General features: G+C 66.2%; 10 protein-coding genes and 1 tRNA gene. 8 read left to right on the top strand and 3 right to left on the bottom strand.

What is annotated here, in order from left to right; genetic code table 11:
• The first annotated feature begins 8 nt into the window (after window positions 1-8).
• The gene (locus CXQ96_RS03150) at window positions 9-1409 is read left to right on the top strand and encodes a GntP family permease (RefSeq protein ID WP_104116581.1); all 1401 of its coding nucleotides are present in this window, start codon (window positions 9-11) and stop codon (window positions 1407-1409) included.
• Between the two features lie 171 nt (window positions 1410-1580).
• The gene (locus tag CXQ96_RS03145) at window positions 1581-2348 is read left to right on the top strand and encodes an SDR family NAD(P)-dependent oxidoreductase (protein ID WP_104116580.1); all 768 of its coding nucleotides are present in this window, start codon (window positions 1581-1583) and stop codon (window positions 2346-2348) included.
• Window positions 2349-2387: 39 nt separating this feature from the next.
• On the opposite strand, the gene CXQ96_RS03140 is transcribed toward CXQ96_RS03145, so the two are convergent.
• Window positions 2388-3092 carry a LysR family substrate-binding domain-containing protein gene (locus tag CXQ96_RS03140; protein WP_258058795.1) on the bottom strand — a complete coding sequence of 235 codons (705 nt, stop codon included), beginning with the start codon at window positions 3090-3092 and terminating at the stop codon, window positions 2388-2390.
• A 42-nt stretch (window positions 3093-3134) separates the two neighbouring features.
• On the opposite strand from CXQ96_RS03140, the gene CXQ96_RS03135 reads away from it, so the two are divergent.
• The 4 genes from CXQ96_RS03135 (at window position 3135) to CXQ96_RS03120 (ending at window position 9598) form a co-directional block, all read left to right on the top strand.
• Window positions 3135-3527, top strand: a complete 393-nt coding sequence (locus CXQ96_RS03135; RefSeq protein ID WP_104116578.1) for a DUF5997 family protein — start codon at window positions 3135-3137, stop codon at window positions 3525-3527.
• A 169-nt stretch (window positions 3528-3696) separates the two neighbouring features.
• Complete coding sequence (locus CXQ96_RS03130) at window positions 3697-4521, top strand: hypothetical protein (RefSeq protein WP_104116577.1); 825 nt, start codon at window positions 3697-3699, stop codon at window positions 4519-4521.
• Entirely contained in the window at window positions 4518-6128 is a 1611-nt protein-coding gene (locus CXQ96_RS03125; RefSeq protein WP_104116576.1) for a DNA polymerase Y family protein, read from the top strand. Before CXQ96_RS03130 ends, CXQ96_RS03125 begins: the two co-directional genes overlap by 4 nt.
• Window positions 6129-6178: 50 nt before the next feature.
• The gene (locus CXQ96_RS03120) at window positions 6179-9598 is read left to right on the top strand and encodes an error-prone DNA polymerase (RefSeq protein ID WP_104116575.1); all 3420 of its coding nucleotides are present in this window, start codon (window positions 6179-6181) and stop codon (window positions 9596-9598) included.
• Between the two features lie 31 nt (window positions 9599-9629).
• On the opposite strand, the gene CXQ96_RS03115 is transcribed toward CXQ96_RS03120, so the two are convergent.
• The gene (locus CXQ96_RS03115; protein WP_104116574.1) at window positions 9630-10685 is read right to left on the bottom strand and encodes a M14 family zinc carboxypeptidase; all 1056 of its coding nucleotides are present in this window, start codon (window positions 10683-10685) and stop codon (window positions 9630-9632) included.
• 154 nt (window positions 10686-10839) lie between these two features.
• A tRNA-Leu gene (locus tag CXQ96_RS03110) sits at window positions 10840-10922 on the bottom strand.
• 316 nt (window positions 10923-11238) lie between these two features.
• Here CXQ96_RS03110 and CXQ96_RS03105 point away from each other — a divergent pair.
• Both CXQ96_RS03105 and CXQ96_RS03100 read left to right on the top strand, forming a co-directional pair.
• Window positions 11239-11979 carry a DUF3662 and FHA domain-containing protein gene (locus CXQ96_RS03105; RefSeq protein WP_104116573.1) on the top strand — a complete coding sequence of 247 codons (741 nt, stop codon included), beginning with the start codon at window positions 11239-11241 and terminating at the stop codon, window positions 11977-11979.
• Window positions 11976-12464 (top strand): FHA domain-containing protein, encoded by a 489-nt coding sequence (locus tag CXQ96_RS03100; protein WP_104116572.1) that lies wholly within the window; start codon window positions 11976-11978, stop codon window positions 12462-12464. Before CXQ96_RS03105 ends, CXQ96_RS03100 begins: the two co-directional genes overlap by 4 nt.
• Window positions 12465-12470: the final 6 nt, after the last annotated feature.

Here is a 12470-nt window from a genome sequence, read left to right as displayed (position 1 = left end):
GAGAAAACATGACCATCGAAGGATGGACCCAGAGCCTCACCGCCGGTCCGCTCCTCCTGATTGCCGCAGCGGCAATCCTCGCCCTGCTGTTCCTGATCATCAAGCTGCGCGTCCACGCGTTCGTCTCCCTGATCATCATCAGTCTCGCTACGGCCTTCGCCACCGGGATCCCCACCTCGCAGATCGTGACCGTCCTGGTCAGTAGCTTCGGAACGACCCTCGGCGCGGTGGCGCTCCTCGTCGGCCTCGGCGCCATGCTCGGCCGCCTGGTAGAGACCAGCGGCGGCGCGAAGGTCCTGGCGGACTACCTCATCAGGGTCTTCGGTGAGAACAGGGCACCCTTCGCGCTCGGTGTCGCCTCCCTGATCTTCGGCTTCCCCATCTTCTTCGATGCGGGTCTCGTGGTCATGCTGCCGGTGGTCTTCTCCGTTGCCCGGCGCCTGGGGGGCGGCGTCCTGCGCTTCGGACTGCCTGCTGCCGGCGCGTTCTCCGTCATGCACATCTTCGTGCCGCCCCACCCGGGACCGGTCGCCGCTTCGGAGTTCTTCGGTGCCAACGTCGGCATCGTCATCATGGTCGGCCTCGTCGCTGCAATTCCCACCTGGTACGTCACGTCCTATCTCTACGGTCTGTGGGCAGGCAAGAAGTACGTCCTGCCGGTCCCCGAACTGCTGGGTACGGCTGATGAGCACGCCGAGGCCAACCCGCCGAAGTTCGGCACCGTCGTCGGCATCCTCCTGCTCCCGCTCGTCCTGATCTTCCTCAACACCGGACTGAACACCGTGGCCCGTTCGGGTGCCGCGGACGAGGGATTGACCGATCAGGCCTGGTTCCAGCTGCTCAGGACCCTCGGTGAGACTCCCGTGGCCCTGCTGATCTCCCTCCTCGTTGCGTCCTACGTCCTCGGACGCCGCCGCGGTATCGACAAGACCGTCCTCGAGAGCACCCTCGAGTCCGCACTCGGTCCGGTCTGCTCCGTCATCCTCATCACGGGTGCGGGCGGCATGTTCGGCGGCGTGCTGCGTACCAGCGGCATCGGTGATGCCCTGGCCGATGCCCTCGGAGACCTCGGCATCCCGCTGATCCTCGCCGGTTTCCTCATCGCGGCGATCCTCCGTATCGCCCAGGGCTCCGCGACCGTCGCACTCACCACCGCTGCAGGCCTCATCTCCCCGGCGATCCTGGCCGGCGACTACAACGCGCTTCAGCTCGCCGCTCTCGTGGTCGCCGTCGCGGGCGGATCCGTGGTGGCCAGCCATGTGAACGATTCAGGCTTCTGGCTGGTGGGCCGCTTCTTCAACATGGACGTCAAGACCACCCTCAAGACCTGGACCGTCATGGAGACGACGATCGGTGTCATGGGCTTCGCGATCGCAGCCGCCGTGTTCGCCCTCGCGTCCCTCGCCTGACCGAACGCTCAAGACACCACCGAAAGGCCTGCCCGCACGTCTCGGGGCAGGCCTTTCGTCTGCCCGGTAGCAGGTGGGACACCCCCGCGGGAGCTGGTGCGACCGGCAGGCGGCCGTTGCGGCGGCGCGATCCGGATGCAACGGTGGAACGAGAAGAGAGGATGGTGGAGGATGGACCGCAGATTCGATGGGAAGGTCGTCATCGTCACAGGTGCCGGATCGGGCATCGGCGAGGCGACAGCACGGCGATTCGCAGCCGAGGGAGCACGTGTGGTCCTGACGGATACCGTCGCGGACAAGATCGACGCCGTCGCGGGATCCCTGCCGCCGGGACAGGCGACGGCGGTACGGACCGACTCCTCCGATTTCGACCAGGTGTCCGCGATGGTGCAGGCCACCATCGACCGGTACGGCCGCCTCGACGTCCTCGTCAACAACGCGGGGACGATCACGCAGGGAACCGTCCAGGACACCAGCATCGCCGACTGGCACCGCGTCATCGAGACCGATCTCTCCGGCGTGTTCTACGGAACGAAGGCCGCGCTCGGACACCTGCTGGAGAGCAAGGGGTGCATCGTCAACGTCTCGTCGGTGTCAGGGCTGGCTGGTGATTGGCACATGAGCGCGTACAACGCAGCCAAGGGAGGCGTCAGCAACTTCACCCGCGCCGTCGCCCTGGACCACGGCAAGGACGGCGTGCGGGTCAATGCCGTCGCTCCCGGTTTCATCTGGACCGACCTCACGAGCGACGACGGCGAGGCGCACGAGCTCTCCGACGAGTTCTCCCGGCGCATCGCCCTCGGGCGCGGCGGGTTACCTGACGAGGTCGCTGCCGCCATCACGTTCCTCGCCAGCGAGGACGCGCGCTTCATCACCGGCGTCGTCCTTCCCGTGGACGGCGGGACGATGGCGAGCAACGGACAACCGGCACAGGCCTGACGACCCTGGGACTGCCGGACCAGTAGCGCGCGAGCATCGTCAGCGTCGCTTTCCGCGCGAGCCGGACGGACGGGCCGGCTTCCTCGGCTGCGGCTTCCGGCTACCCTTCTGCTCCTTGGTTCCCCCGCCGGCGGCCGCCTTCTTCGCGGCTGCCTTCTGCGACGCGGACTTCTTGGGTGCCTCGCGCTGGGAGGGCTGCCGTGAACTCTGTGCCGTCCGACCACGGACGATGCCGATGAACTCCTCGACGTCGTCGGACTCGTCCTCCACCCGCCACGCGATGCCGATGGTCGTCGTGGGCAGACCCGGAACGGGCCGGTGGACGGCATCCTTCCGGGCAAACAGGCGGGCGACGGACATCGGCAGGACGACGACGCCCGCACCGGAAGCCGCCACCTCCACAGCCGTCTTCGGACCGCCGCATTCGACGACGTCGAGCAGCATCTCCCCCTCGAGCTCCGCGGGCGGCACATCGTCGTAGAGCGACAGCTCGTTGTCCCTCGACATCACGACCACGGGCTGTTCCTCGTAGAGCGGGATGAGGTGGAACCCCGTGCGATCCACCGGCAACCGGACGAAAACGACGTCGTCGGACCCGTCGCGCAATGCCGCCAGGGCGTCGTCGTGCTGGTGGAGCTCCAGGGGTACGTCCGGATGCCGCTCACGCCACCTGGCCACCCACTTTCCCGGCGTCACACCCGGCACGAAGCCGACGGACAGGGTTCGGGGCTGGTCGCTGGGCACCTGATCACAGTAGCGCCTGCCCATGACCGTTAAGCTTGGACCATGACTCCCGCGAAGAACCCCCAGACCCTGAAGCCCGCCACAGCGGCGAAGAAGCTGGGAATCTACCTGCCCGCCGCTCCCCAGGATTTCCAGGAGACCGAACTGACGCGCGCGGAGTTCAACGAGTTGCAGCAGACCCCGCCGGAGTGGCTGGCAGAACTGCGCCGCACGGGCCCCCACCCGCGCCCCGTCGTCGCCCAGAAGCTCGGCATCTCGATCAGCGGGCTGGCCCGCGGGGGCATCACGGATCCGTTGACGAGCGAGCAGATCACCGCCCTGCTGCAGGAACCACCCGCATGGCTGGTGGCCGAACGATCCACGCAGGCGGCCGTCCGCGCGGAGGCCGCACGGGTGAAGGAGCGCGACGCCGGGAAGAAATCCGCCGACGCCTGAGGCTCGACGCCGGACCGAGCTGTCACCTGCATACCTACTCCGCTGAATCCTTCGCTCCCCTAAACACCATCACCGCTCCCGCTACAGGCGCGCGCCTACCATAAGAAGAGCGGTTTTCAGCGGAGGCGCGCCGATTGACTTAATCGAACACGTATTCGAATATTAACGGGTGACGCCTCCAGCTGCCGGCTCTGCCCTCGAATGGGATGAGCCCTCCTCCGACCTCGAGGACGCGTCACGCCCAAACTTCCTCGGTCGCCAGGGCACTCCGGCCGCCGACGCCCGACTCGACCTGCAGGCACGCATCAACAGCATGCAGGCCAGCAAACTCGATTCCCGCCGGATGCCCACTGTTCCGGCCCTCGCGCGGATCCTGCCCGGCGGAGGGCTCCAGTCCGGCGGCTCGTACGCCGTCCGGAACTCCACCACCCTCGCCATGGCCCTGCTCGCCGGTCCTTCCGCCACGGGGGCCTGGTGCAGTGTCATCGGCATGCCGGACTTCAGCGTGGAGGCGGCCCAGGGTTTCGGCATCAATCTCGATCGCCTCATCCTGGTGCCCGATCCTGGATCCCAGTGGCTCACGGTCACGGCAGCCCTCGTGGACGTCGTCTCGATCGTCCTGACGCGCGCCCCGGAGCATCTGGCCCCTACCGAGTGGGCGCGGCTCAAGGCCCGGTTGCGCCAGCGCGGAGCCGCACTGGTCACCCTGGGCGCCTGGAAGCAGAGCGATTCGACGCTCGGAGTGGCAGAGAGCGCGTGGGAAGGCCTCGGCTCGGGGTCCGGCCACCTACGGGCCCGCCGCATGAAGATCACCGCAACGCAGCCCTCGGGCAGGCTCCGCCATGCCTACGTCGGACTGACGGACCTGCAGGGCACCGCCGCGGATGACGTCGCGTTCCACAACTCACCGGGCCCCCAGGGACTCCCGTCGGGTACCGCTCCTGCCACTACCCCCGGAACCCTGTTCGAACCCCAGCTGATGAAATCCTCATGAGCCCCACCCTGTCCGCCGTCCCCGCCGGCACGGCCCCCGCAACCCGGACCATGATGCTGTGGTGCCCTGATTGGCCCATTACCGCTGCGCTGCGCGAGCACGCACTGCCCGCCGATGCGGCCCTCGCCCTTGTGGACCGCGGGGAGGTCTTCGCCTGCTCTCCCGCAGCACGCCAGGACGGCGTGAGAAGGGGCTTGCGTATCAGGGAGGCCCAGGCCCGCAGCACGGGACTGGTGTCCCTTCCGTACGATCCCTCGCTCGATGAACGCACCTTCGAACCCGTGACGGCCGCGGTGGAGACCATCATGCCCGGCGTCCAGGTCATCCGGCCCGGCTTGTGCGCGGTTCTGGTCAAGGGGCCCTCACGTTACTACGGGGGCGAGGACAAGGCAGCGGACGTGGTCTTCGGAACATTGGCGGCGATGGGCCTCACCGATGTGCGCATCGGCATCGCGGATGGTCCGTTCGCTGCCGAACAGGCCGCCAAAGCGACTGATCAGCTGGAGGACCCCGAGGCCGAGCAACTCGTCATCATCCCACGTGGCAGCTCGCCCATGTTCCTCAGCAGCTACCCCCTGGAGGTCCTGGAGCTGCCGAAGCTCACCGTGCTGCTCAAGCGTCTCGGCATCCGGTCCCTCGGCGACTTCGCTGCGCTCAAGGCATCCGATGTCCGCAACCGCTTCGGCCTGGAAGGAGCTATCGCCCACCGGCAGGCGAGCGGACTCGACCACAGGAACGTCGTCGCCCGGACACCACCGCCGCAACTCGACACCGTGGCCGACTTCGAGCCACCCCTCGCCCGCATCGACCAGCTCGCCTTCGCGTTCCGGACAAGGGCCGGCGAATTCGTCGACACACTGCGGGAGGCGGGACTGGTCTGCACCGCACTCCACGTCTCACTGCACACGGAGTCTGGTGAGGTGTCTGAACGCCGGTGGCAGCACCCACGCTGGTTCGATGCGGACGACGTCGTCGACCGTGTGCGCTGGCAGCTCCAGGGCACCCAGGCATCCGACCACGGCCTGACGTCCGGCATCTCGCGGGTCCATATCGTGCCGGACATCGTCGAGGATCTCGCTGACCACGCTGACGGCTTGTGGGGAACCGGACCGGATGAGGGAATCCACCACGGCCTGGCCCGCGTACAGAGCATGCTGGGACACGGCGCCGTGCTCACCGCGATCATCGCCGGAGGGCGGCTCCTGGCGGACCGCCGCGTCTTCATCCCCTGGGGGGATGCACCGTCGTCCCCTGCGAAAGTGCCCGTTAAGGACCGCGACCAGCCCTGGCCCGGCCGCCTGCCCGGTCCGGCGCCGGCCACCGTCTTCGCCGACCCCGTACCCGCCGCGGTCGTCGACTCCAGCGGTAATCCGGTGGACGTCGATTCCCGCGGCCTCCTGAGCGCCGACCCTGCCTTCTTCAGTACCGGGTCCGACGACGGCCGGCGGCCCGTGCACTCCTGGGCCGGCCCCTGGCCCATCAACGAGCGGTGGTGGGACCCGAAGGGCCGCGTCCTGAACCGTTTCCAGTTGGTGGACCAGTCGGGTTCTGCCTGGTTGCTGCTGCTCGAGAACCATTCATGGTGGGTCGAGGCCAGCTACGACTGATCACGCGGGAATGCCGCACGACGACAACAGCAGGACAGGAAGGGAACACCATGGGCTGGAACAACCCACCCATTCCGTGGTCCGACTTCGAGCGGAATCTCTCCGGCACCCGGCCCGGCGCTCCGCCGCTCGGCGCCGACGGTGGGGACAGCCCCGCCTGGTCACGGAAGCGGCAACCCTACGCGGCTCCGGCGGAGGTTTCGGCCCCCGAGGGACCTGTGGTTCCGTACGCGGAACTGCATGTGCACTCCAACTTCAGCTTTCTCGACGGCGCCTCGAGTCCGGAACACCTCGCCGAGGAAGCCCAGCGGCTCGGCCTGTCCGGCATGGCGCTGACCGATCATGACGGACTGTACGGAGCGGTGCACTTCGCGGAGGCAGCCGAGAAGTATCCCGGCTTCTCGACCATGTACGGCACCGAACTGTCCTTCGGTCTGTCCAAGCCACAGAACGGGGAAGCCGATCCCGAAGGCCGGCACCTCCTGGTGCTCGCCCGTGGATCGGCCGGCTACCACCGGCTGTCCAGGGCCATCACCGAGGCCCAGCTCACTACCGACGCCGAAAAGGGAAAGCCCCGCTACGACCTCGAGAACCTCGCCGGGCATGCCGGCGGCCAGTGGATGATCCTCACGGGCTGCCGGAAGGGGACGGTGCGCTCGGCCCTGGTCAGCGACGGTGAATCCGCAGCGGAGGCAGAACTCCGGAAACTGGTCGAGCTGTTCGGCAGGGACTGCGTCGCCGTCGAACTCATCAATCAGGGCAATCCACTGGACACCGCCCACAATGACGCCCTTGCCGCCGTCGCAGGACGCCTGAAGCTGCCTACCGTGGCCACCAACAACGTGCACTACGCAACCCCGAAGCAGCACAGGCTCGCTTCCGCACTCGCGGCCGTCCGCGCCCGCCGCAGCCTCGACCAGATGGATGGATGGCTCCCGGCCGCTGGATCCGCCCACCTCCGCAGTGGAGCCGAGATGGCGAGACGGTTCAGGGACTATCCCGGAGCCGTGGAACGTACCGTGGACATCGCCGCCGATCTCTCCTTCACCCTGCGCAGCGTCACACCGGGCCTGCCGAACATCGAATTGCCGGAGGGCCACACACAGATGAGCTACCTCCGGGAACTCGTCTGGCGGGGGGCGGACAAGCTCTACGCGGGCCGGAACGATGTCCGAGAGCGTATCGAGCGCGAGCTGGAGGTCATCGAGAACAAGAACTTCCCCGGATACTTCCTGATCGTCCACGACCTCGTGCACTATGCACGCCGCAACGGCATTTTGTGCCAGGGGCGGGGATCCGCCGCCAACTCGGCGGTGTGCTACCTCCTGGAGATCACCGCCGTCGACTCCATCAAGTACCGGCTGCCCTTCGAGCGGTTCCTCTCGAGCCTGCGCGATGAGGAACCCGATATCGATGTGGACTTCGATTCGGACCGTCGTGAGGAGGTCATCCAGTACGTCTATCGCAAGTACGGACGCTTCAACGCCGCCCAGGTCGCCAACGTCATCACCTATCGCCCCAAGTTCGCCGTCCGGGACATGGCGAAGGCACTAGGGCACAGTCCGGGTCAGCAGGATGCCTGGTCGAAGCAGATCGAACGGTGGGGTGGGCTGGTCTCCAGCGATGACCACGACATTCCCGAGTCCGTGGTGAGTCTCGCACAGGAAGTCCTGAAGTTCCCGCGGCACATGGGCATCCACTCCGGGGGGATGGTGCTGACCGACAGGCCCGTCGGTGAAGTATGCCCTATTGAGCATGGCCGAATGGAAGGCAGGACCGTCCTTCAGTGGGACAAGGACGACTGCGCATGGATGGGACTCGTCAAGTTCGACCTCCTGGGCCTAGGGATTCTCGCTGCCATCCAGTACAACTTCGACCTCGTTGAGCGGCACTTCGGGGAGAAATGGGAGCTGCACACCATCCCCAAGGAGGAACAGGGGGTCTACGACATGCTGTGTTTCGCGGATTCGGTGGGAGTCTTCCAGGTCGAGAGCCGCGCACAGATGGGTATGCTCCCACGCCTGCAGCCCCGTCAGTTCTACGATCTCGTCATCGAAGTGGCCCTCGTGCGGCCCGGTCCCATTCAGGGTGGAGCCGTCCATCCCTACATCAAGCGAAAGATGGGCGAGGAAGAGGTCCGGTACATCCATCCCGACCTCAAACCCGTCCTCGAGCGGACCCTTGGCGTACCCCTCTTCCAGGAACAGCTCATGCAGATGGCCATGGTGGTGGGTGGCTGCACCGGGGCCGATGCCGACCTGCTGCGCCGCGCCATGGGGTCCAAGCGCGGTGAGGAACGGATCGATTCGCTCAAGGCCAAGCTGTACAAGGGCATGGAATCCAACGGGATCACCGGCGCACTGGCGGACACCATCTACAACAAGATCCACGCCTTCGCGAACTTCGGGTTCGCGGAAAGCCATTCGATCAGCTTTGCCCTGCTGGTCTACGTCAGCGCTTGGTTGCGATTGCACTATCCCGGAGCGTTCCTCGCCTCGCTCCTACGCGCTCAGCCCATGGGGTTTTACTCACCACAGACACTCGTGGCGGATGCCCGGCGGCACGGCGCCGTCGTCCTGCGTCCGGACATCCTGCACTCCGGCGTGCATGCGGACCTGGAACCGCTGGAGGGCTTCGAACCTCCGGATGATCCTGGTGGACGCACCACCGGAATGGATTGCTGCACGGAGGACGAGCAAGCTCCGGTGGGTTACTTCGACCGGGACACTCCCTTTGATTCGACGGTGCACCGCCGTGACGGCAACTACGCGGTGAGGCTCGGCCTGGCCAGCGTGGAATCCCTCGGGGTGAAGCTGGCCGAGAAGATCGTCACCGAACGTGAACGGAACGGACCCTACGAGGACATGCCTGACCTCGCGCGGCGCACGGGTGTGAATGCAGGGCAGCTCGAGGCACTGTCCGCGTCGGGGGCCTTCGACTCCATGGGCCTGAGCCGGCGCGAAGCACTGTGGAATGCAGGGCCTGCATCCACCGAGCAGGAAGGACAGCTCAAGGGGACAGCGGTCTATATCCAACCTCCGCTGATGCCCGATCTCTCGGACATCGACAAGGTGGGATCCGACCTCTGGTCGACCGGCATCACCCCGGATGACCACCCGGTGCGCCATGCCAGGAACAGGCTGAAACGCCGCGGCGCCCTCACGGCCCTGGAACTGAGGACGGTGGAATCCGGCAGGCGGATCGAAGTCGCGGGCGTCGTGACACATCGGCAGAGGCCGGCGACCGCGAGTGGCATCACCTTCATGAACCTCGAGGACGAGACGGGGCTCGTGAACGTCATCTGCTCGGTGGGAGTCTGGCAGCGTTACCGCCGCGTGGCGCGCGAAGCGAGCAGCGTGATCGTGCGCGGTCTGCTCGAACGGTCCTCCGAGGGGATCGTCAACGTCGTGGCAGACCGTATCGAGGTGCTGCAGCTGAAGGCCACCACCAGATCACGGGACTTCCGCTGACGGGCACGGGCCCGCCAGCGGAAGCCCTGTGTCACTCGGTGTCGCGCGTCGTCTGTTCCGCCAGCGTGTCCCAGAAAGAGGTATCGGCGGAGTCGATCGAACCATCCGCGATGGCCCTCGCCGTGGCGTCGAGGGTCGTCACCGTCTGCTTGATCAGGTAGCCGTTGCTCTTCTGACCGAGTACGGCTGATTCATTGCTGTGGTCCGACATCCCGCGCATCTCGAACAGCAGTGTCGAGATGCCGTACTCGACGGCGATGCCGTTGCGGCTGATCGTCTCGGCAGATCCACCGACGTAGCGCCCGAGATGTCCCCAGCCCGTCGAATCCACGGCATCGAAGACGACGGCACCGAGCCGCTTCGATCCCTCCACCACGGCGGGTGACGCATTCCGCGTCGTCGGATAGAGGATCGAACCCGAGACGAGTTTGCCGTCCCGTTCGCTCTGCGTGCCCTGGTGGTGCAGGTCGATCATGTAGTCGATGTCGTAGGCGCTCATGACGTTCTCGTGCAGCGCCCGCGTCTCGGGCTGCACCTTGCCGACGTGATCCCGGTTGAGGTCCACCCCCACGGCGTTCGCCCGCGTGAGGTGCCGGCCACCATCAGCGATGTAGTCGTCGAGCGGGAAATCGACATCACCCATCGCACCATCGGGGTTGAGCATCGGCACGACCAGGATGTTGACGCCGTCCAACACGCCCTTCGTCTTCCCGGAGCCGAGATGCTTGATGAATTCGAGCGCGCCCTCTGTGGTCAGTTGCTCGTTGCCGTGCTGCTGCGTCAGGTAGAGGATGGTCGGGTTGTCCGGGTCGGTGATGTACTTCGCGAGGTAGAGGTCACGGCCCTTGACCGATTGCCCGATCACCTCCAGCTCCATCGCCTGCTGCCGGGCGTCCTGCTTCTGGAGCTCGGCGACCATTTCGTCGTAGGTGTGCAGGATCGAGGTGTTGATGGTCTCGTTCCCGCCGTAGTTCGGCCCCTCGCCCACCGCGATCGCGGGTGCTGCGGCCGTTCCCGATGCCAGCAGGGCTGCAAGCGATAGAGCGGCGATCGTCCTGGAACGGCGGGTGGCCCTGGTTGTCCTCATGCTCGGTCTCCTTCGAAGTGCGGATGCGATGGAGTCAGCTAAACGGCGGCCGTTGCTTGTGTCAATCAAATACTTCGCATACTGGCTTTTCGAAGTGGGTGAGGATATAAGGAAGGACCCCCACTCAGTGGAGGCCCTTCCATGTACTGCACTGTGCGCGAGGGGGGATTTGAACCCCCACACCCTTTCGGATACTGGCACCTGAAGCCAGCGCGTCTGCCGTTCCGCCACTCGCGCAATTCGAGATTCCAACTCCGCGCACCAGGCGCAAGAGATGTGAACAGCAGAAACAAGCATAGCCGAGCGCAGGCGCAATTACCTAAACCGCACCGCGATCACGGCTCGAGGGCGATTCTGGGCAACTCGACGAGGCCCCGATCGTTAGGACAAAGTAATGCTCCGAATGGTCGCTTGGAGCTCATTACCAGACGCTCCCAGTAGTATCGGATGGAAGATGCCCGGCTGGACCATGCCGTCCGGAGGACCGGGAGAAGCCCCGCCGCACACCGCGGGCTGGGCCCGAAACCGATGTGCGACAGGGGGAGGAGGCGAAATGGGCATTCTCGACAACGTGGAGCGCGGACTCGAAAAGCTGGTCCGCGGTGCGTTCTCCACGGGCTCCCGCTCCGAGGTGCAACCCCTCGAGATTGCCAGCGCGCTGCGCAAGGAACTCGACAACCGCTCCCTCGTCCTCTCGCAGGGCCGTACCCTCGCACCCAATGTCTTCACTGCGCGCTTGTCCGACTCCGACTTCGAGCGTGCCCAGCAATGGGGCTCCGCCCTGGCCGAGGAACTCTGCGACGTCGTCATCGCCCATGTGAACAGCCAGCAGTACAGTCTGCAGGGCCCGGTCCGCGTCTCGTTCGAGCACGATCCCGAATTGAAAGCCGGAATTTTCGAGATCGATTCATCGATCGAGAAGCAGGCCGCCCCCCGGAGGTCCGCCGGCCCCGCAGCACCGACAGCACCCCGCCGCCAGCCCACTCGGTACCAGCCCATCCTCGAGATCGACGGCAGGCGATACTCGATCAACTCGGGGTCCATCGTGCTCGGGAGGTCGTCGGAGGCGGACATCCTCGTCGACGACACGGGTGTGTCGAGGCGCCATCTGGAGATCCGTGCGCAGGACGGCCGGGTCTACGCCGTCGACCTCGGCTCCACCAACGGTAGCTACGTCAACGGACAGCGCGTCAATGGGCAGGCCGAATTGACGGACGGCTCCGTCATCACCATGGGTCGCTCCCGCCTGACCTTCCGTCTCGTGCCGGCCCAGAACGGGGGTGTCCAGCGATGAGTGAGGCCGGAGAGCTGACCGTCACGCTTCTGCGCTTCGGTTTCCTGATCCTGCTGTGGGCCCTGGTCCTCAGCACGGTCGGAGCGCTGCGTCGCGACCTCGCGGTCGGACGCCGCAACAAGGTCGGTACCCCTACGGCGCGCGAGATCCGGAAGAACCCCGATCTGGGGGAGGAACCGGCGCCCGCGCGGACTCCCGCCCGAACGCTCGTCGTCACGGAGGGTCCGCTCACCGGAACCACACTGGACCTCGCGGCGAGCCCTATTCTGCTCGGCCGTGCGCAGGAGGCCACCCTCGTCCTCGAGGACGACTACGCATCGGGCCGCCACGCGCGTCTGTTCCCGCAGGGCAGCCGCTGGTTCATCGAGGACCTAGGCTCCACCAACGGCACCTACCTTGCGGGCACGCAACTCACGCGCGCACTGCCGGTCGAGCCCGGCGTCCCCATCCGGATCGGTAAGACGGTCATCGAATTGAGGCCGTAGGCGTGC

Source organism: Arthrobacter sp. B1805 (genome assembly GCF_002929745.1).
Lineage (GTDB): Bacteria > Actinomycetota > Actinomycetes > Actinomycetales > Micrococcaceae > Arthrobacter_D.
This window is presented reverse-complemented; position numbering and strand designations above follow the sequence as displayed.

Coding starts and splice junctions, on each gene's coding strand:
- CXQ96_RS03150 (WP_104116581.1), top strand. CDS start 9: ATGACCATCGAAGGATGGACCCAGAGCCTCACCGCCGGTCCGCTCCTC.
- CXQ96_RS03145 (WP_104116580.1), top strand. CDS start 1,581: ATGGACCGCAGATTCGATGGGAAGGTCGTCATCGTCACAGGTGCCGGA.
- CXQ96_RS03135 (WP_104116578.1), top strand. CDS start 3,135: ATGACTCCCGCGAAGAACCCCCAGACCCTGAAGCCCGCCACAGCGGCG.
- CXQ96_RS03125 (WP_104116576.1), top strand. CDS start 4,518: ATGAGCCCCACCCTGTCCGCCGTCCCCGCCGGCACGGCCCCCGCAACC.
- CXQ96_RS03120 (WP_104116575.1), top strand. CDS start 6,179: ATGGGCTGGAACAACCCACCCATTCCGTGGTCCGACTTCGAGCGGAAT.
- CXQ96_RS03115 (WP_104116574.1), bottom strand. CDS start 10,685: ATGAGGACAACCAGGGCCACCCGCCGTTCCAGGACGATCGCCGCTCTA.
- CXQ96_RS03105 (WP_104116573.1), top strand. CDS start 11,239: ATGGGCATTCTCGACAACGTGGAGCGCGGACTCGAAAAGCTGGTCCGC.
- CXQ96_RS03100 (WP_104116572.1), top strand. CDS start 11,976: ATGAGTGAGGCCGGAGAGCTGACCGTCACGCTTCTGCGCTTCGGTTTC.